18 protein-coding genes are annotated in these 18,769 nt (G+C 52.9%); 11 read left to right on the top strand and 7 right to left on the bottom strand.

Annotated features, from left to right (window positions below; all coding sequences use genetic code 11):
* Positions 1 to 90: 90 nt before the first annotated feature.
* Both NK662_RS03735 and NK662_RS03730 read left to right on the top strand, forming a co-directional pair.
* Positions 91 to 543, top strand: a complete 453-nt coding sequence (locus NK662_RS03735) for a hypothetical protein (RefSeq protein ID WP_254757563.1) — start codon at positions 91 to 93, stop codon at positions 541 to 543.
* Between the two features lie 144 nt (positions 544 to 687).
* A complete protein-coding gene (locus NK662_RS03730; RefSeq protein ID WP_254757561.1) occupies positions 688 to 1,377 on the top strand; it encodes a YwrJ family protein in 690 nt (229 codons plus the stop codon).
* Between the two features lie 177 nt (positions 1,378 to 1,554).
* Here NK662_RS03730 and NK662_RS03725 read toward each other — a convergent pair whose 3' ends face one another.
* Positions 1,555 to 2,913, bottom strand: a complete 1,359-nt coding sequence (locus NK662_RS03725; protein ID WP_254757559.1) for an arsenic transporter — start codon at positions 2,911 to 2,913, stop codon at positions 1,555 to 1,557.
* An 812-nt stretch (positions 2,914 to 3,725) separates the two neighbouring features.
* Between NK662_RS03725 and NK662_RS03720 the strand changes: the two genes are divergently transcribed.
* Together NK662_RS03720 and NK662_RS03715 are read left to right on the top strand one after the other, a co-directional pair.
* Positions 3,726 to 4,811: a CotH kinase family protein gene (locus NK662_RS03720; RefSeq protein WP_254757557.1), complete on the top strand. Its 1,086-nt coding sequence runs from the start codon at positions 3,726 to 3,728 to the stop codon at positions 4,809 to 4,811.
* Between the two features lie 19 nt (positions 4,812 to 4,830).
* Positions 4,831 to 5,196 (top strand): SET domain-containing protein, encoded by a 366-nt coding sequence (locus NK662_RS03715; RefSeq protein ID WP_254758020.1) that lies wholly within the window; start codon positions 4,831 to 4,833, stop codon positions 5,194 to 5,196.
* Positions 5,197 to 5,224: 28 nt separating this feature from the next.
* On the opposite strand, the gene NK662_RS03710 is transcribed toward NK662_RS03715, so the two are convergent.
* A complete protein-coding gene (locus NK662_RS03710) occupies positions 5,225 to 6,145 on the bottom strand; it encodes an MBL fold metallo-hydrolase (protein ID WP_254757555.1) in 921 nt (306 codons plus the stop codon).
* Between the two features lie 133 nt (positions 6,146 to 6,278).
* Here NK662_RS03710 and NK662_RS03705 point away from each other — a divergent pair, with 133 nt between their 5' ends.
* Together NK662_RS03705 and NK662_RS03700 are read left to right on the top strand one after the other, a co-directional pair.
* Positions 6,279 to 6,713 carry a GNAT family N-acetyltransferase gene (locus tag NK662_RS03705; protein WP_254757553.1) on the top strand — a complete coding sequence of 145 codons (435 nt, stop codon included), beginning with the start codon at positions 6,279 to 6,281 and terminating at the stop codon, positions 6,711 to 6,713.
* 67 nt (positions 6,714 to 6,780) lie between these two features.
* A complete protein-coding gene (locus NK662_RS03700) occupies positions 6,781 to 8,793 on the top strand; it encodes a YhgE/Pip domain-containing protein (RefSeq protein WP_254757551.1) in 2,013 nt (670 codons plus the stop codon).
* A gap of 10 nt (positions 8,794 to 8,803) precedes the next feature.
* Here NK662_RS03700 and NK662_RS03695 read toward each other — a convergent pair whose 3' ends face one another.
* Entirely contained in the window at positions 8,804 to 9,442 is a 639-nt protein-coding gene (locus tag NK662_RS03695) for an alanyl-tRNA editing protein (RefSeq protein WP_254757549.1), read from the bottom strand.
* Positions 9,443 to 9,518: 76 nt separating this feature from the next.
* Between NK662_RS03695 and NK662_RS03690 the strand changes: the two genes are divergently transcribed.
* The gene (locus tag NK662_RS03690) at positions 9,519 to 9,989 is read left to right on the top strand and encodes a GNAT family N-acetyltransferase (RefSeq protein ID WP_254757548.1); all 471 of its coding nucleotides are present in this window, start codon (positions 9,519 to 9,521) and stop codon (positions 9,987 to 9,989) included.
* A gap of 67 nt (positions 9,990 to 10,056) precedes the next feature.
* On the opposite strand, the gene NK662_RS03685 is transcribed toward NK662_RS03690, so the two are convergent.
* Entirely contained in the window at positions 10,057 to 12,243 is a 2,187-nt protein-coding gene (locus NK662_RS03685; RefSeq protein WP_254757546.1) for a peptidoglycan D,D-transpeptidase FtsI family protein, read from the bottom strand.
* A 234-nt stretch (positions 12,244 to 12,477) separates the two neighbouring features.
* Complete coding sequence (locus NK662_RS03680; RefSeq protein WP_254757544.1) at positions 12,478 to 12,903, bottom strand: cytidine deaminase; 426 nt, start codon at positions 12,901 to 12,903, stop codon at positions 12,478 to 12,480.
* A gap of 138 nt (positions 12,904 to 13,041) precedes the next feature.
* Between NK662_RS03680 and NK662_RS03675 the strand changes: the two genes are divergently transcribed.
* From NK662_RS03675 to NK662_RS03665, 3 genes are all read left to right on the top strand, one after another.
* The gene (locus NK662_RS03675; protein WP_254757542.1) at positions 13,042 to 13,830 is read left to right on the top strand and encodes an aminoglycoside adenylyltransferase domain-containing protein; all 789 of its coding nucleotides are present in this window, start codon (positions 13,042 to 13,044) and stop codon (positions 13,828 to 13,830) included.
* Position 13,831: 1 nt separating this feature from the next.
* Positions 13,832 to 14,329, top strand: a complete 498-nt coding sequence (locus NK662_RS03670) for a GNAT family N-acetyltransferase (RefSeq protein ID WP_254757540.1) — start codon at positions 13,832 to 13,834, stop codon at positions 14,327 to 14,329.
* Between the two features lie 170 nt (positions 14,330 to 14,499).
* Positions 14,500 to 15,801, top strand: a complete 1,302-nt coding sequence (locus NK662_RS03665) for an acetyl-CoA hydrolase/transferase family protein (protein WP_254757538.1) — start codon at positions 14,500 to 14,502, stop codon at positions 15,799 to 15,801.
* A gap of 69 nt (positions 15,802 to 15,870) precedes the next feature.
* Here NK662_RS03665 and NK662_RS03660 read toward each other — a convergent pair whose 3' ends face one another.
* Positions 15,871 to 16,416 carry a TetR/AcrR family transcriptional regulator gene (locus NK662_RS03660; protein ID WP_254757536.1) on the bottom strand — a complete coding sequence of 182 codons (546 nt, stop codon included), beginning with the start codon at positions 16,414 to 16,416 and terminating at the stop codon, positions 15,871 to 15,873.
* 11 nt (positions 16,417 to 16,427) lie between these two features.
* Positions 16,428 to 17,120 carry an MBL fold metallo-hydrolase gene (locus NK662_RS03655; RefSeq protein WP_254757534.1) on the bottom strand — a complete coding sequence of 231 codons (693 nt, stop codon included), beginning with the start codon at positions 17,118 to 17,120 and terminating at the stop codon, positions 16,428 to 16,430.
* A gap of 200 nt (positions 17,121 to 17,320) precedes the next feature.
* On the opposite strand from NK662_RS03655, the gene NK662_RS03650 reads away from it, so the two are divergent.
* Complete coding sequence (locus tag NK662_RS03650; RefSeq protein WP_254757531.1) at positions 17,321 to 18,640, top strand: UDP-glucose dehydrogenase family protein; 1,320 nt, start codon at positions 17,321 to 17,323, stop codon at positions 18,638 to 18,640.
* Positions 18,641 to 18,769: the final 129 nt, after the last annotated feature.

Raw genomic sequence — 18,769 nt, 5'->3', positions numbered from 1 at the left:
AAAATGGTCAAGTGTCTCAGACATTGTCCCCCTTACGCACATATCATAGATTGAAAATTATTGAAATAGCCTTTATAAGGGGGAAACAGCTTGAACAGTACGTATGTAAAAGAGTTAAAAAGGTTGCTTGGGAATGAAGTCCAGGTTAACTTTGCCGGTCCGGAAAAGGGAAAAGGAAAGTTAAGAACAATGAGACAGGACTACTGTGCTGTAGAATGCAAAGACGGCATCTACTATTATTCCATGCAGCATGTCAAAAGCATCAACACAGTTGGCAAGAAGGAAGATGGCAAGGATGAAGCACACCATGCAGGCTGCCAAGAGCCATTGTTCAGCGGCTTCAGCTTTCAGACATTGCTGGTCAATATGAAAGGGCATCGTGTTACAATCAACCGCAAACTGAAGGGAATTGTAGTGGGTGCATCCAAGGGCAATCTGATTCTCGAGCACGAAGGCGAAACCATGTTTGTGCCGCTCTATCATATCCAGAGCGTTACACTGGATAAGGAGAAGAAGGAACAGAAGCAGGAAGAATCCCAATAAGCTGCAAGCTTGATGGAGAAAGCATCATGGAGTACTGCTCAGAGGGAACTAGACTGAACACGTAATAGGGGAGGTCTATTTCTCTCTTGAGTCCATGGAAGGGAATTATATACATTTTCATCTTGATATAAAGGAAGGATTGTTTTGGCTAGATTTCAACAACATATTACAAAGATGGTTCACGTCCAGTTGTCTGCGGATAAATTCATAGACGGTATACTGATAGACGAGGGAACAGATCTGCTTGTCGTATATGCGAAAGAAGGGTACTTCTATATTCCTTTCCTTCACATCCACAGGGTCCAATTCTATTCAAATCTGGACCAATCCGTTCAGGAGCATGATTTTCCTTCACTGGGCAGCGGAGCGCAGGAGGAATCTGTTCTTTCTGCCACAGCATCCTTTCATGATACGCTGCAGATTGCAAAGGGACTGCCAGTAGAGGTCTTGGCTGCCGGAAATCGGCCGCTGCAGGGCTGTGTGACAGACGTGATGGATGACTATTTTATTCTGTATGCCCCTCTGTATAAGAGCATATATATTCCACTGCAGCATGTGAAATGGGTGAAGCCTTACAAGGATGGGCAACTCCCTTACGGCTTGGATCAGCAGAGTTTCGCTCCAAAGCAAAGCTCAGATGCTCTTTCCCGCTCCTTTCAGGAACAATTAAACACTTTTCTGGGCCAAATTGTCATATTTGATCTAGGTATTCATTCTTATAAAGTTGGAAAGCTGATTGAGGTGCAGAACGACCAGGCTGTCATTGTTACAGCAAGCAATGAAACCGTGTATTTAAACCTGCATCATGTGAAAGCCATGCATTCTCCAGCTTAACAGGTGGAGAGACGGCATAGAAACAGCATACGCACCGGTGAAGAAAGGTATCAGAGGGATACCTTTTTTTTACACAGCAAGCCCGCTTATGGAGTCCTCTCCAGCACCGAAGGCAGCAGGTGCCTTGTGTACCGGAGGGGAGGGCTGCTTACAGTCAGTCTTCTTGGAAATAGATTTCTATTTTGAAAAGATAAGTTCAATCCAATAGAAGAGACAAAGCAGTGTGAAAATAGTTGTCAAAGGCACGACAATCAGGGAAACCCTTAAATAATCCTTCCACTTAATCCGGATTTTATATTGCCGAAGAATGTGCATCCAGATGAGAGAGGCCAGTGTCCCGATCGGCAGAAGCAGCGACCCCATGTCGCTTCCGATAATATTGGCCAAATAGATGGTTTTGAGTGTGAGTGGATCCAGTTGCATTTCTGTTAAGGTAAGGGTGCCAATCATTAAGGCGGGATGGTTGTTAAAGAGGTTGGACATAACAGCGATCAGTCCGCCCATCATCAGGCTGGCATGGAACAGCCCTTGGGTCACAATCGGCTGGCAAATGGAAACAAGCAGGTCGGTCAGGCCGGTATTGTGGAGCCCGTAGATAATGACATACATGGAAAAGGCGAAGACAAGAATTTGCCAAGGTGTTTTCTTCAGCAAATCAGCCGGAGTGGCGCCCAGGTAATACCATCTCCACAGCAGCAGAACCAGCGAGCCAATAATCGCCACGATTTCAATTGGAATGGCGAAGTAAGAAGCGACGAACAGCAGGGCGCGCATGGATAAGACGAAGAGCAGGATTCTGAGCATGAACCTTGTCCGCTTTCTTTTCGTCCCGGTGGAAAGATTTCCTTTCAAAGGATGAAAGTTTTTTGTGAAAAACAGATGTTCCATATCGGAGGTGGAGTTTGGCAGGTGCTTTGTCAGCCTTGGTTTCACCACTATATACATCAAAGAGGACATAAATAATAAGCCGAGCATGGCTGGGACGAAAATCATAAGGGTATGCATGTACAAGGTCATATGCACGATGTTCAAGGAAATCAGGTTTACAATATTGCTGACACCGATGGGAGCGCTGGAGGCGGTGGCGATGAGGGCGCCCGGCAATAGGTAGGGGATTTGCTGGTGGGGCTTGAGCTGAAGATTTCGAAGCAGCAGAATTAAGATATGTGTTGTGATGAGGATGCTGCCATCATTGTTAAAGAGTATCGTCATCAGAAAGCAAAGCAGCTGGATCAGCCAATATAACCTGTAGCCGGAGCCTTTCGCCAGCACAACCATCCGGGCGGCGCACCAGTGAAAGAAGCCGAAGCTTTCCAGGGTGACTGCCATAACGATGGTGGCCAGAATGGTAAGGCTTGCGCCGCCTATTTTGTTCACAATATCCAGCAAGTTGCCGCCGGATACAGTTCCGGTCAGCAGGATGATAATAGCTCCGATGGTGGCCGGCCATGCTTCGTGAATTCCCTTCGGTCTCCAGAATATAACGAGCATGGTCATACTGAATACAAGTATGGGAACTATAATTTCAAAGCTCATTCTATACGGTTCTCCTTTCTATTGTCAAAGTGCAGTGTGACGCACTCAACTTCTATTTATATATATGCTTGTTCTGCTAAAAGGAAATAGACAATACAGACGAAAAATAAAAAGATGAGAATCTGTATGTACAGAATTCATAGAGCGTACCTTGAACAAGCAAGGCCCTCTTCTGATAAGCAGAGGGCTTGTTGCTTGAAGTAAGAGGGTGTCTCTATCACAAAGGTTGTGATACAAGATATGGTGTTTTGGGACAAACCGGGGTCTGTCCCAAAACAGACCGTATCGCAGCCGGGACAAGACCGGCCCGCCCTTCCTGTCTTTGCTTCCGCTGCAGAAGCTTAGGCTTAGGAGCCCAATCGGCGGAAACGGTATACTTTGTAGTCTTTGTGGCATGTAGTAGAGCCTCTGGAGCCTGAGCCTACAGAGCCTGAGCCCACGGAGCCTGAGCCTCTGGAGCCTGAGCCCACGGAGCCTGAGCCTCTGGAGCCAGTGCCTCTGGAGCCTGAACCTTTCCCTGAGCCTTTTCCTGAGCGTTTTCCTGAACCTTTCCCTGTGCCCTTTCCTCTTGCAACCGGGTTTTGTGTCAAGAACTCATCGAGCCCCAAGCTTTTTGCTTGCCCAATCAGTTCAAGAATACCTGATTTTCCCATATATGCAGTCCACCTTGTTTTATAGATTCCTTAAAATCATAAGGTACTGCAGTTTATGTAAGGGTTGTCTTGATTGTTCTGGGTTTTCATGGAATTTATGAGCAAGTGGATTGGACAATTCATATACTGGGGTAAGAATTGGAGAGGGAGGACAGCATTGTGCAGAAGGGCAATTTACCAGTACTGGATATCTCTATCGAGCCCTCGTATTTAAGAGTGCTGCAGCGCAATATATGGAGCGAGAGGCTTGTTCCTGCAACCTTGTCAGCGGACGGTGTTTCCCACGAGGCGGGGCTTGCTTATCGCGGAGCGCATACCCGCGGCATGGCAAAGAAATCATACCGGGTGGATTTTGGGGCATATAATAGAGCATTTGGCGGACGTGAAATCCATCTCAATGCCGAGTATTTGGATCCATCCGTTATGCGGAACAAAATGTCGTTTGACTTTTTTAAGGATATTGGAAGCATCTCACCGGATTGTCAGCATGTGTTGTTACAGGTGAACGGCAAGCCTATGGGAATCTATTTGCAAATTGAATCAGTCGATGCCTTTTTTTTACATAAAAGAGGGCTGTCTGACGGACCTATCTTTTATGCTACGAGCTATTATGCCAACTTTTCATTAATGGCATCACGCTATAAACCAAAATCCAATCTTCTGGCCGGATACACCCGAAAGCAGGGAGAGGATGAGGACAGCCGTGATTTGGAAGATTTGATTGCCCATATTAATACCATTTCCCGCGAGGATTTTGGAAAAGAGATTGTGAAATACGTAGATGTGGAGAAGTATCTGCTGTGGCTGTGCGGGGTTGTTTGCACGCAAAACTATGATGGCTTCATTCAAAATTACGCATTATACCGAAACGGAAAAACCGGCCTATATGAAATGATTCCATGGGACTATGATGCAACATGGGGAAGAGACTGGAATGCAAGGGTGATGGAATACGATTATGTTCCCATTACAGGCTATAACACGCTGACAGCCCGTCTCCTGGATGTGAAGGACATCCGCAGCAGATATCAGCACCTTTTGAAGAAGATTTTGGCCACCTCTTTCACTGTGGAGGCGTTAGAGCCGAAGGTGACAGCTTTCCATCAGCAGCTGCGCCCTTATCTGGCAGAGGATCCTTATAAAAGGAAATCTATCGCTGTCTTTGATAGGGAGCCTGACTATATTCTGGCGTTTATCACCAACCGCAATCAATATCTGCAGCAGCATCTGAAGGACTTGTCATGAGAGGGGGATCGGTTTGCCAGTGATTTATGTGAAACAAACAGAACAGTATGGCAGAGGCGTGTTTGCTGCCAGAGCGATTCAAAAGGGTGAATATTTGGAGGAAGCGCCCGTCCTGATCATTCCTGAGGAAGAATGGGCAAACATGAGAGATAGTATTCTCACAAACTATGTTTTTCGCTGGGGGGCGGACAAAGCCATTGCTTTGGGCTATGGCTCCTTATACAACCATTCGTATACACCCAACGCCGGCTATATTACCGATCGAAAAAAGGGCTGCATTTCGTTCTATGCAAGAAGAGATATTGCGAAGGACGAGGAAATCCGGGTCAATTACAACGGGGACTCCAGAGACCAATCCCCGCTGTGGTTTGAGGTCCTAGAGTGAAAAAAGGCTGACTCCGGTCAGCCTTTCCCTATGGCCAAAGCGTCTCGCCGAGCGCCAGCACCTTCAGTTGATTCTCCTCCAGCAGCAGCCGGTCCCACTCGTGGTACAGGCGCTCCAGCGCTTCCGGCCCGGTATCGTCCGCCAGACGGTAGGCGCCGTAATGCATGGGGATGAAGACCTTGCCGTTCAGCTCCTGAAACGCCTTCACAGCATCCTCCGGGTTGATATGGGAAACGGCCATGAACCACTCCGGCTCATAGGCTCCGATCGGCATGAGCACGACGTCAATGTCAAAGCGCTTGCCGATTTCCTGAAAGCCGCGGAAATAGCCCGTATCGCCGACGAAATAGACAGAGCGCCGCAGCGTCTTATTCTCCATCATCCAGCCGCCCCAATGGGAGGTGTTGGTGTCAAGCATCGTCCGGCGCGTCCAATGCTGGGCGGGAACGAAGGTGAACACGAGCCCGTTGTGGTCGAAGGAATCCCACCAGTTTGCTTCAACAACATTGCGATAGCCCCGGCGTGTAAAGGCATTCTTCAAGCCGGCAGGCACATAGAAGGCCGGGTTGCCCTTCAGCTTGCGGATGCTGCCGAAGTCCAGGTGGTCATAATGGCCGTGTGAAATGAAAACAACATCAATTTCCGGCAAATCCGCGATGGCAAGCCCCGGATCTGTCAGCCGCTTTTGCACGCCCATCCGCTTGGCCCAGACCGGGTCCGTTAAAATGTTCAGGCCCTCCAGCTGAATCAGGAACGTGGAGTGCCCGATCCAGGTGATGGAAAAGCCGTACTGGTTGCGGTGCAGCTTGCGGATGTCTTTATAGGGGTATTGTTCAATCTGCCGCGACAAATCCTTCTTTTTCGCCCGCCGTTCCTTCATCCAACGGCGCATGTCGCTGAAGGTTTTATCATTTGTAACCTTGTCCATATTTTCGTATCGCGTACGCATAACGTGCCTCCCGTTCTAGATACTCCCATTGTAGCATGAGCAGGAGCGGGAACAAAAAATCATGCCCGCTGGCAGGGAGACGAATGTTGTAGTCTTCCCCTGCATGATAAGCTGTAAGAGGGAGGGATGAAGGATGCAGCTACAAACAGAGCGTCTGACGCTCATGCCATGTACAGCAGAAGAAGTGAAGAAGTGGAGCTATCCGTCCGGCCCCCATATCGAAGGGCATCTGCGGGCCCTGCAGCGTGACAGCAGCTTGTATGGCTGGGGCGTCTGGCTGGCGGTTTGGCACGGAGAGGTAATCGGGGATCTTGGCTTTAAGGGAAAGCCGGATGAACAGCGGACAGTGGAAGTCGGCTACGGCCTGCTGCCTGCTTATCATGGGTATGGCTTGGCCACGGAAGCTGTGGCGGGCCTGATTCGCTGGGCTTTCGCAACAGGGGAGGCGGAGGCAGTGCGGGCAGAGTGCTTGAAAGGCAATGCGGCATCCATCCGCGTACTGGAGAAGAATGGCTTCTCGCAAACGGGGGCTGACGCTGAAATGCTGTACTGGATTTTGGAAAAGTGAATACATCTTTCCTGCTGGCGGGGCGCATAGTAAGGACAACAAAGGACGCCTGAAAGGGGAGCCGGCAGTGGGAAACATTTGGCACGTGTATCGAAATGACTGGAAAAGCATATTGATGGTTCTCCCGGTAACGCTCCTTGTTGCCGCGCTGGCCATTCTGCCGTCTGTATACGCCTGGGTGAACATCAAGTCGATGTGGGATCCCTACAGCAATACGTCCGGGATCCCGATTGCGGTCACGAATGAGGATGAAGGAGCCGAGGTACGGGGCAAACACATCCGTGTCGGGGGCGATGTGATAGAAAAGCTGAAGCATAATAAGAATCTCGGCTGGGTGTTTGTGGACCGCAAGCAGGCGGAGCGCGGCGTCCGGCATGGAGAGTATTATGCTTCTTTGCTCATTCCCAAGGATTTTTCCCGAAAGCTTTCCAGCATTTTGGAGCAAAATCCGCAAAAGCCGAACATTCTGTTTTCTGTAAATGAGAAAATCAATGCGGTCACACCGAAAATTACAAAGTCCGGCGCCTCCAACGTAACAGCCCAGGTGGAGGAGGCCTTTGTGGAAAACGTGGGCCATGCCGTTCTCACTGGTTTTCAGCAGGCCGGTGTGAAGCTGGAGCAGGAGCTGCCGGCCATTCAGGAAGTAAAGCGAAAAATATTTGCTTTGGAGAAGGCTCTGCCGGAGATTGAGGCAATGGGGCAGAGGGCTATTGAACTGGAGGGGAAGCTGCCGGACATTCGGCAAAAGGGACAGCAAATTCTTGTGCTGGAGCAGCGGATTCCAGACTTGGACAGGGCCGGGGCGAGCATTTTGAAGGTGGAGCAGGCTTTGCCGCAGATGGAAGCGGCGGGAGGAGAGATCGTGCGCCTGCAGGAGCAGCTTGCCGCCATGCAGCAGGCGCCAAGCATTGTGGCGGATATGGAACAGAATTTGGCTGCCGTGGAAGCGCGCTTGCAGGAAAGCATGGCTGCGTTGCAGCAAAGCGGGGAGAATGTGGCGTCACTGGCACAGCTGCGGGAGCAGCTGGCGGGGGTGCGGAAGGATGTGGCCGCCAACCAGGATGCTCTGCAGCAGCGCGCGGCGGAAGCGGTGCGTCTCATCGGGGCAGCCGGCACATTTATGAAGGAGGAGTGGCCTGCCGCGAAGGCACAGGTGCAGCGTGCAGCCGGCTTTGTGCGGAAGGATTTGCCGAAGCTGGAGCAGGACATACACAGGGCGGCGGACTTGATCCGGACAAAGCTGCCGGCTGCTGAATCGGCCATTCACAAGGCAGCGGACTTCGCCCGGAATGATCTGCCGAAATTTGAACAAGAGGTGCGCGGGACGGCTGCCCGCATCCGCGAGTTTGACAAGGGTGTGGATCTCAATCGGGTCATCGACTTCCTGAAGCACGATCCAGAGAAGCACAGCACCTTTCTGGCGAATGCGGTCGCACTGGATACAAAGCGGATTTTTCCGATTCCGAACTATGGTTCGGCCATGGCGCCGTTTTACACCATGCTGGCGCTTTGGGTGGGGGCGACTCTGCTGGTGGCGTCCCTGCGTGTGGAGGTGGAGGATCCAGAAGGGAAATATCGGGGCTATCAGCGGTATTTCGGGCGCTTGTTCACCTTCCTGACCATCGGTGTATGCCAGGCGCTGATTGTATCGCTCGGGGACGTATTTCTGCTGAAGACGTATGTAGTGGACAAGCCGCACTTTGTGCTGTTCAGTGTGTTCATCAGCCTCGTGTTCATTACAATCACGTATACGCTTTGCGCCGTGTTCGGCAACATCGGGAAGGGCATGGCCATTATTTTTCTTGTGCTCCAAATCGCGAGCTCAGGCGCAACGTTTCCGGTTGCCATGACATCACCGTTTTTTCAGCACCTGAATCCGTTCATGCCGTTCACCTATGCCATCAGCATGCTGCGGGAGGCTGTCGGAGGTGTGATGTGGGATATCGCCGTCATGGATGCCCTGCGCCTTTGCTGCTTTGCCTTGCTTAGCTTTCTGCTGGCGCTGCTGCTGAAAAAGCCGCTTGCGAAGCGGCTGCAGCGGACGACAGAGCGGGTGCGCATGACCAAGATTGTGCCGTAAGGACGCCGGCCTACGAAACGTAGATTTCGATGCGCTCCTTGCCCTTGCCGATATTTTTGCGCTTAAGAGAAATGCTCCCGACTTCGCCCGTTCTTTTCAAATGGGTGCCGCCGCAGGGAACCTTGGAGAATCCGTGGATTTCCCAGGTGCGCCGTTCTGTTTCTTCCTCGCTGAAGGAGCTGATAATGTCGTGGTTTGCAGTGATCAAAGCATGGGCCCGTTCCTGCAGCAGCGGGAAATGCGCGGCAATATTGTCAGACAGGGCAAAGTCAATGCGCGACTTGTCCTGCGCGATGTGCGCACCGATTTTTTGCACGTCGCCGAGGTGCTGATACACGAGCTCCAAAATGAGCTCTGCCGCAAAATGCAGCCGCATGAGCCTGTAGCGCCTGTCCCAGTCGATGCACATGAGAACCTTATCGCCGGCTGCCAGTCCATGCCCCTCCGGCAGCGTGTAGATGATTTCTTTTCCTTGCTTTACCGCCTGCAGCACGGAGCAGCCGCCAATGGTTCCCGCATCGCTTTCCTGTCCACCGGAAAAGGCATAGAAAATGGTATCCTCCACGGTAATTTCATTGCCGTTTACAGACACAACAGTCGTGTCCAGCTCCGTCAAATACGGGTCTTCCCAAAATACTTTTCTGACCATGTCCTCACATCCTCTGGAAAAATATCTCACGTTTGCTGTAGTATAGCATATGTAGACAGGAGAGGGGAGCAGGGAAATGAATCTCGTGATTGAAAAAGCAGAGCTTGAGAAGAAGTCTGTGCTGCGCCGGTTAATGGAGCTGTATAAATACGATTTCAGCGAGTTTGACCCGGAGGACGTCAATGAGCACGGCTTGTACGAGTACATGTACTTGGACCACTATTTCACAGATGCTGATCGATTTCCGTTTTTCTTCAAGGTGGACGGCCGGTATGCCGGGTTTGCCCTGATTCGAAAGATGGAAGCGCACTATTCCATGGCAGAGTTCTTCGTGATGAAGAAGTACCGCAAAAGCGGCATTGGCAAGCAGGCGGCACAGGAGCTGTTTCAGCGCTTTCCGGGAACATGGGAGGTCGCGGAGATGGAGGAGAACGTGCCGGCACAGCACTTCTGGCGCAAGGTGATTGGCGCTTATGCGGCTTATGAGGAAATCCGCAAGCCCGATTGGGACGGGCCGGTACAGCTCTTCTATGCAAGTGGAGACTGAGTAGCTGGACACATAGAGTGGAAGGAACGAGAAAAGCGCCGGAGTGCCCGGCGCTTTTCCTTATATCTTATTGTTGTGCAGCAGGAGCCTGTGCCGGCGTCTGCGGCTGAGCCTGGCCATCGGCAGCTGGCTGCTGTTGGGACTGGTCATCAGCAGGCGGCTGCTGAGCCGCTTCGGCAGTCTTCTGCTGGAAGTATGCCTCCACAACACGTTTGCCGATCAGCTTGGAAATGGGATGGTTGGCATCATCCTTCACCCATGGCACAACGACAGAGAACGCAACCTCGGGGTTATCAGCCGGTGCATAGCCAATCAAGGTCAAATTCACACATGCAGGTGACGTGCCGCCTGGCCCGGATTTGCGCAAAGCGTCGTTCGGGCCGTCATAGAAGGTCTGGGCTGTTCCTGTTTTTCCAGCCAGCGCATAGCCCGGCAGCTCCTGCGCAAAGTGGAAGTATCCTGTTCCGCCCGGCTGCATCACTGCCTGGAAGCCCTGCTTCACACGATTGATATAATCGGTGGACATATCAATCCGGTTCAGTACAGCCGGTGTTGTCGCGGAAATCATCTGTGTCGGATCATCCGCTTTTGTTTTCGGCGCATACACAGCCTTTAGAATTTGCGGCTTCAAGCGGTAGCCGCCGTTGGCAATGGTGGATACATATTGGGCCAGCTGCAGCGGTGTGTAGGTGTCATACTGGCCAATCGCCAAGTCAAGCAGGAAGCCGGGACGGTCCGCCAAGCCCTTAAAGCCCGGAGCCTCATTCGGCAAATCGATGCCGGTTGGCACACCAAGCCCGAATTCGCTGAAGGAGCGGCGCATTTTGTCAAAGACACTTTGCGGAATATCCAGGGACATATAAGGTGTGTACTCATAGCCGGCCAGGCGCAGCGCTGTTTTGAACATATATGCGTTGGAGGAAACCTGCAGCGCCTGCTCATCAGAAATCGGGCCAAAGACCTTATAGGATTTCTTTCGCGGTGTGCCCTTGATGTAGATTTCTTCATCGCGCAAAACCTCACCGGGCTTGATTGCGCCCTGCTGGAAGCCCGTCAGAACGGTTGCGCCTTTCACGACGGAGCCCATTGGATAGGAGCTGGTCATTGTGCCAAGTGCAAAATCCTGCACCTTCTCAGTGCCGTTGTCATTGACAATCTGCTTGCCTGACATTGCCAGCACTTCCCCGTTCTGCGGATTTGTCATGACGACAAACGCACGGTCAACCAGGTTTTCGCCGCTTTGGCGCGCCTTTTTCAGCTCATCCTCGATGATTTGGTCGATGGACTTCTGCAGGTTGATGTCGATGGTCAAGTACAGGTCCTTGCCTCGTTCTCCTTTAGAGACATATTGCGTGCCAAGGATATTGCCATCCTTGTCCTTCGTATTTTTAATGACAGCGCGTTTGCCATGGAGCAAATCTTCATACACCTGCTCAATGTAGCTTTTGCCGACACGGTCATTGCGGTCGTATTCACGTGCCAGATAGAAGTCCAGCTTCTCCTTTGGAAGGCCTTCGTTGCTGTTTGTGACACTGCCAAGCACAGAACGGAAGGTGTCGCCAAATGGGTAGGTGCGGTCCCAATCCACCGTTGTGTCCACGCCGGGCAGCTGCATCAGATGCTCGCTGACAACAGCGTATTCTTCATTTGTCACACCTTCGCTTTTAATGATCTGCGGGGCGTCCTGAAACCCGCTGTCCATTTTGCTTTTGATATACAGCGTCTTTAAATCCAGCTGCGTGAAGCTGTTGATTTCCTGGGCCGTAATGCGAGAACGCAGCCGGTCATCCAGTTCGGCGTTGGTGATTTTCTTTTGGTCCGCCAGCGCTTTATCTTCCTTTGTCAGCTTCTCTTTCGCTTCATCTTCATGGAGGAAAATCCAGAAGTCTTTCTTGTCGCGCTCTGTAATCTTGTCAGTCGGCACATCAATCAGTTGTGCGAGCTGCTTGGCCACTTCATAGCGGCCCTTTGCCGTAGAGCCCTTAAAGCGGGTGTAGGTGATGGCTTGAAGCGGCTGGTTGTCGACGATATCAAGGCCGGATCTGTCATAAATTTTGCCGCGCGGCACAGGCACGCTGGTGATGCCTTCAGCGGTGCGCTCCACCTCTTGCTTATAATCTTCTCCGTAAATAAGCTGGGCCGTGCCCAGGCGCAGGATCAAAAGTGTAAACATGACAAATACAAACAAAAACAAAAGATTTAAACGAAATGGAACATGCGGCTTTTTCTTTTGGGCTTTCTCTTTTTTCTGCATGTTATACTTCCTTCACTAGTAGGATGAACTGAAAACAATGGTCTTTAGACATAGTAGACTAAGAGACTATGAAATTCAACTCTCGTCTATCAAGAGTTATGCTGCAAATCGGAATACGCGTGTACGAAAACACGGCGCGCGGGTCATATCGTATGAGATGGGCTGTCCCTGCTGCAGTCTCCCTGCACTAAGTCTAATGATACTACATTTTTTCAGCCGATGTTTCCTCCATTTTCAGGAATGGCGCTTATATTTCAATGGCAGCAGCTCGCTGATTGTGGTTTTGCAGGGCCCGCTGTTGCTTTCTAAAATCACGAAGCAATCCGGTGCATAGTCAGAAATGAGCTCGCGGCACATGCCGCATGGGCTGACAATGCGCAGCTCCCGGTTTTCTTCATCTGAATAGGGGTGGCGGACCGCAACAATGGTGTGAAAGCCCCCGGCCTCCTCCGAAACCGCCTTTCCAATGGTAATCGCTTCGGCACAGACGGTAACTCGGCCGATGTACGCTTCTATGTGCACGGCTGACACAATGCGCCCGTCTGTTGTCCGCAGGGCTGCACCGACATGGTGTTTATTTTCTTGATATAGTTTCGTGATCGTTGTTTTCGCAGCTTCAACCAGTTCATAATCGGCAGCTGTCAATGGATATGTCTTCATCCGGCATACTCCTCCTCCAATTCAATAGGAAAAGTATAAGCGTTCAGGAAGAGGATGAAAAGGATTTTAATCCGAAAATATCCTCTTGTTCCATAAAAAGTAAGGTGGGATAATGAGGAGGTTAAGGAGGGGAGAGCTATGCCAACATTGCCGGAGCGGGTGGCTGAGGTGCTGGAGGAATATATCAGACAGGTGGATCAGGCGCTGCCTGATAGGCTCATCGGTCTGTACTTATACGGCTCTGTTACGCTTGGCGCGTTTCAGGATGGAAAGAGCGACATTGATTGTATTGCAGTGATGGAGCAGGCGCCGGGAGAAGCCGTTCTGGAAAAGCTGAAGGGCGTGCACAGCCGTCTGAAGCAGCAATTTCCGAAAACGGATGTGATGGGCTTGTACATGACAGCGGAAGAGCTGATGGCCGGGGGCGATGCATGTGTCAGCTTCATTGATGGGGTGTTTCAAGGATACCAGCCGTTTGAGCGTCATTCCATTGATGCTTATCAGCTTAAGCAGTACGGTATTACGGTACGGGGCCGGTCTATTGCGGAATATGATTACACCATAGACTGGGAGGTGCTGCTGCGGGGGATGCGCGACAACCTCCATACATATTGGGCCGGCTGGCGGGATGACGGGAAGGTGCCATCCTCAGAGCGGGGAATCCAACTGCTGTTGGAGGAGGCGGTGGAGTGGTGTGTGCTCGGGGTATCCCGGCAATATTACACGTTCCGTGAACGGGATATTGCTTCCAAGCTGGAGGCCGGTGCGTATGCGCTGCAGCACGTGCCGGAGCGGTGGCATCCCATTATAAGAGAAGCGCTGCGGATCCGCAGCGGACAGGGCCAGCCGCAGTACCGGTCTGCTTCTGCGAGGCGCAGGGATGCCGTGGACTATATGGATTTTTTAATTGGGGAAGCAGGTGGCTGACATGGACATAATCGAATTGCAGACAATCGGGGGGTATAGAGACAGCCTGGCAGAGCTGCTGGTGCGGGTGGTGGAGGATGGGGCCTCCATCGGCTTTTTGCCGCCGCTGTCAGGGGCGGCGGCTGAAAGGTACTGGGAGGAAGTGCCGGCACCCGGCGTCGCTGTATACGTGGCTGTGCTGGAGGGAAGAGTGGTCGGCAGCGTGCAGCTGCACTTATGCCTGAAGCAAAACGGCAGCCACCGCGCGGAAATCGCCAAGCTGATGACGCATCCGGATTTCCGGCAGCGCGGCATTGGTCGTGCGCTGATGCGGGCGGTGGAGAAGCGTGCGAAGCAGGAGGGACGGTCACTGCTGGTGCTCGATACGAGAAAAGGGGATCCGTCCAATTCCCTGTATCAATCTCTGGGTTTCGTGGAAGCCGGGGAGATTCCGGGCTACGCACAATCGGCGGACGGAGCACTTCATGCGACGGTGTTTTATTATAAGAATATCGCCTGAAGCCGGATTGATGGCGGTGTAGATGGCCCGAAGCAGCATGGCTTCCATCATCGACAGAATTCCGTCATGAAAAGTCTCTCCTGGAACGATGCTCCCATGGTAAAATCAGGGTATCACAGCACAGAGAGTGTCACAGCGGAGACGGCTGCATACATATGGAGGCAGAGCTGATGAGAGGTGGGATTGAGAGGATGCTGACTGCAGACAAACGCAGAACGGTGGAAGAGTTTTTGGCGTATATTCAGGACGGCGATGATGTGATTGTGCCGCTTGGCAATGGGGAGCCGGTGCGGCTGTTGGATGCGCTGGAGGAGCATGCCGGCCGGTTTCGGGGCGTGCGCATTCATCAAATGCATGCGATGAAGACAAGGCCGTACATCATGGGGGCGTATCCGGGACAGCTGCAGCATGTTGCCTATTTTCTGAGCGGTGCCACGCGGCAGGCGTTCTGGGAAGGGAAGTGCGAGCTTGTGCCGAACCACTTCCATGAAGTGCCGCGGCTGCTGCGGGAGACCACGAAGGCGTCCATCGTCATTGCCAGAGCGGCGCCGATGGATGAACACGGCTATTTTTCCCTCGGCACGCAGGCCGACTACGTGGCGTCCTTTATTGGGGAAGTGCCGTTTTTCCTGGAGGTCAATGCGCATATGCCGCGGACACAAGGGGAGAATCAGGTGCATATCAGCCAGATTCTCGGCTATATCGAGCATGATATGCCGCTGTATGAAGCAAAACCGATTGTGCCGTCCGCGACAGATGAGCGGATAGCCGATTTTGTCGCGGAGCGCATCGAGCATGAAAGCACGCTGCAGGTGGGCATCGGCGGCATTCCGAATGCGATTTTGCCAAAGCTGATGCATCTGCGGGACTTGGGCATTCATACAGAGCTGCTGACAGACGGCATGATTGATTTGGTGGAGGCGGGGGTCATTACAGGGCTGGCAAAGAACACGTATCATGGAAAAATGGTGGGCACGTTCGCATTGGGGACGCAGCGGCTCTATGATTTCATTCATGAGAATGCCGGTGTCGAGCTGCTGCCGGTGCATATTGTCAATGACCCGCGCGAGATTGCGAAGGAGGACCGGATGGTGTCCATCAACGCGACAACCGAGGTGGACTTCTTGGGGCAATGCGCCTCGGAAACCGTGGGCGGTCGCTATTACAGCTCCTCCGGCGGCCAGGCGGATTTTGCCCGCGGCGCCCGCTTTGCCAAGTATGGCAAAGGCTTCATTTGCATGCACGCGACAACAAAGAACGGAGAGATTTCCCGCATCCGGCCGCGCTTGTCCATGGGCTCCGCCATCACAACCTCGAAAAACGATGTGGACTATGTGGTCACGGAGTTCGGGGTGGCGGCGCTGCGTGGGCGCAGCATCCGGCAGCGGACGGAGGCGCTGATTGCGATTGCGGACCCGAAATTCCGGTCTGAGCTGACATTTGATGCCAAGAAGCTGGGATATCTCATCTAGGAATGAAGAGGGGCTGATCCGTGTAATGCGGGCCAGCCCCCTTCAGCTATCCGGGCCTGCTTGACTTTGTCAGGCTTTTGCCAGCCCGGCCAAATATGCCTCCAGAATCCAGCGCAGGCTTTCGGTCGGGGCAATCTCCATGCGAAAGCCACCGCCCTGTTCAAGAGAGGCGAATCCGTGCAGCAGGCTGCGCAAGCCGCGAACGGCATGAATGACATGCCGCTCCTCCAGCTCGAAGTCTGCCAGCAGGCGGACGGCCAAATCCACGATGCTTTGCCCGGCGGCCGGCATGCCGGTTGCCCGCAGCGTTGCCTCATATACACCCGGGTGCTGCCGGACGAAGGCGGCATATGCCATGCCGGCCTGCAGGACGGCTTCCTTTCCGCTGTGTCTGTTGGATGCTTCCAGCATGGCTCTGTGCAGCTGCTCCAGCCCATATGCCGCCAGCTGCTGCCGGAGGGCCGGCAATCCGTCTATGTGATTATAGAGGGAAGGGGGCCGGACGTTCAGCTGCCTGGCCAGCGCTGCCAGCGTCACGCCGTCCAGTCCGTGTCGGTCCGCCAGCTCCGCAGCAGCGCTTAGAATCATTTCTTCATCTAATCCCATTCGCGGCATACGCTTCCCCCTTATCCGCGGGCAATGGCCTGCTTAATTTCCAATGCCGGTGCGCGCAGCAATTCTCCGTGCCCGACAGCGAGAACAGCCGGCTGCAGCTCTGCAATTTTTTGGGCGCTTTGCAGGGCTGTGGTCTTGCTCCATGTGCCCCAAGCCGGGAAGGGGAACAAGGGACGCACTTGCCCGGCGACAGCCAGGCCGCCGCGCGTCTGCAGGGCGTCTCCAACAATGAGGGTGTTCGTGCGGATATCCAAAAAGGAAAGTGAACCGGGTGTATGCCCGGGTGTTTCCATTACGCGCAGCGAGCCAGCCATATCGCCCTCCTGCAGGGTGCCGTCCGGCCTTGTTTTCACCTTTTCTGACACCCCGCCCTTAATGGGTGTCTGGTCTTCGTGCGGCAGCAGGGATTTATCGCCGTTCATGATCTGGGCATCGCGGGCTGACATCAGCAGCGGCGCCTGTGGAAATGCCGCTTTCACTGCATCGAGCGCCCCGACATGGTCATCATGGGCATGTGTCAGCAGAATGCGGATGATGGGCTTTCCGATACGCGCTGCAGCCTGCAGAATATCCTTTGCCGCCAGCCCAAGGGCGGCATCAATGAGCGTGAGTCCTTCCTGCTCTTCAACAAAGTAGCAGTTAACCGGAAACAAGCGAGGAAACAACGTAAGCTGATACAGGTGTTCCGAATGAATGACACGCATGGAAGAAGGCCTCCTTTTCAAAAAAACTAATGGTGTTAGTTTTAAGTTAGCTGACCGGGGAGGGTTTGACAAGAAAATCCATTCGACATTTGCCATGATATTTTTTCAATCTCCTTTCGGACCTTCAGGCAGAACAGTTGAATGCTTGGAGTGGATTCGCTACAGTAAGGGCAAACGCGTTCTTACAAAGGAGTGGAAGCATGAAGGTTACAGTAATCGGGACGGGGTACGTGGGTCTTGTGACGGCTGTCGGGCTGGCGAAAATCGGCCACACGGTGATCGGCTATGATGTGGATCCGCGGAAAGCCGCGCTGCTGCAACGCGGCGAAGTGCCCATCTATGAGCCGGGATTGGCGGAGCTGATGCAAGAATGCCGGCAGGAGGGCCGCCTGCTGTTCACGGATGAGGCGGAGCTGGCATATCGGGAGCCTGAGCTTGTGTTCATTGCGGTCGGAACACCGCCCAAAGCGGACGGATCTGCGGACTTAACGTATATTGAGCAGGTGTGCAGGGACATCGGCCGTTATATGGACCATGATGCGGTTGTGGTGACGAAAAGCACGGTGCCGGTCGGGACGAATGATCACATCCAAGGCCTGCTGCAAGCCTATGCGCGTGGGGGAACGGCATTTACAGTTGTGTCCAATCCGGAGTTTCTGCGCGAGGGCACTGGCGTGCATGATTTTTTCAACGGTGACCGGATTGTCATCGGCACCTCCTGCGACCGGGCAGCCGGGCTGCTGGAGGAGCTGTATGCGCCGCTTGGCTTGCCGCTGTTTCACACGGATATACGGAGCGCCGAGATGATCAAGTATGCCTCCAATGCTTTTTTGGCGGCAAAAATCAGCTTTATTAACGAGATTTCCAATATATGTGAGAAGGTGGATGCGGATATTGAGTCGGTTGCCTTTGGCATGGGGCTGGATAGACGGATCGGCCCGCAGTTCCTGAAGGCCGGCATCGGCTACGGCGGCTCCTGCTTCCCGAAGGATACAAAAGCCCTTGTCCAAATTGCGGGCCATGTGCAGCATGATTTCCAGCTGCTGAAGGCTGTGATCGAGGTGAACAATAAGCAGCAGGCTTCTCTCGTCAAAAAAGCGAAGGAAGTGCTGGAGCTGAAGGGCAAACGGGCCGCGCTGCTTGGTTTGGCCTTTAAACCGAACACTGATGATATGCGGGAAGCCCCTTCGCTGGCCATCGCGGAGCAGCTTCTTGAGGCAGGGGCTGATGTGATTGCTTATGACCCGGAGGCAGCTGAGAATGCAAGGCGTGTATTGCCGGAGCAGGTGCAATATGCTTCGTCCCTGCAGGAAGCATTGCAAGGGGCGGATGTGGCTTTCATCGTGACCGAGTGGGCGGAGATTGTGGAGCTGCCGCTGTCTCAGTATGCAGAGCTCATGAGGGAGCCGCTTGTGTTTGACGGCCGTAACTGCTACAGCCTTGAGGAGGCCGGGCGGCATGATCTGTACTATTGCTCCATTGGCCGTCGGACGGTTGCGGGCCATACAATGTCGATCTAGGAAGGGCCGGACGGAAAGCCTCTCTTTTCATAATGAAAGAGAGGGGCTTTCCGATTTTCACAGAGAAAACGTTTCTCCCTTCGCGGCACTGGTATATAATAGACGAGTGCATACATAGGCATCGCAATC

The organism is Ectobacillus ponti (assembly GCF_024294785.1).
GTDB lineage: Bacteria > Bacillota > Bacilli > Bacillales > Bacillaceae_G > Ectobacillus > Ectobacillus ponti.
Note: the sequence above shows the minus strand (reverse complement) of the source record. Positions and strands in the feature narration are given on the sequence as shown.

Bases quoted from the DNA above. Each gene is read 5' to 3' on its own strand.
- NK662_RS03725 (WP_254757559.1), bottom strand. From the start codon at position 2,913: ATGAGCTTTGAAATTATAGTTCCCATACTTGTATTCAGTATGACCATG.
- NK662_RS03710 (WP_254757555.1), bottom strand. From the start codon at position 6,145: ATGCGTACGCGATACGAAAATATGGACAAGGTTACAAATGATAAAACC.
- NK662_RS03705 (WP_254757553.1), top strand. From the start codon at position 6,279: ATGCAGCTACAAACAGAGCGTCTGACGCTCATGCCATGTACAGCAGAA.
- NK662_RS03695 (WP_254757549.1), bottom strand. From the start codon at position 9,442: ATGGTCAGAAAAGTATTTTGGGAAGACCCGTATTTGACGGAGCTGGAC.
- NK662_RS03690 (WP_254757548.1), top strand. From the start codon at position 9,519: ATGAATCTCGTGATTGAAAAAGCAGAGCTTGAGAAGAAGTCTGTGCTG.
- NK662_RS03685 (WP_254757546.1), bottom strand. From the start codon at position 12,243: ATGCAGAAAAAAGAGAAAGCCCAAAAGAAAAAGCCGCATGTTCCATTT.
- NK662_RS03680 (WP_254757544.1), bottom strand. From the start codon at position 12,903: ATGAAGACATATCCATTGACAGCTGCCGATTATGAACTGGTTGAAGCT.
- NK662_RS03675 (WP_254757542.1), top strand. From the start codon at position 13,042: ATGCCAACATTGCCGGAGCGGGTGGCTGAGGTGCTGGAGGAATATATC.
- NK662_RS03670 (WP_254757540.1), top strand. From the start codon at position 13,832: ATGGACATAATCGAATTGCAGACAATCGGGGGGTATAGAGACAGCCTG.
- NK662_RS03665 (WP_254757538.1), top strand. From the start codon at position 14,500: ATGAGAGGTGGGATTGAGAGGATGCTGACTGCAGACAAACGCAGAACG.
- NK662_RS03660 (WP_254757536.1), bottom strand. From the start codon at position 16,416: ATGCCGCGAATGGGATTAGATGAAGAAATGATTCTAAGCGCTGCTGCG.
- NK662_RS03655 (WP_254757534.1), bottom strand. From the start codon at position 17,120: ATGCGTGTCATTCATTCGGAACACCTGTATCAGCTTACGTTGTTTCCT.
- NK662_RS03650 (WP_254757531.1), top strand. From the start codon at position 17,321: ATGAAGGTTACAGTAATCGGGACGGGGTACGTGGGTCTTGTGACGGCT.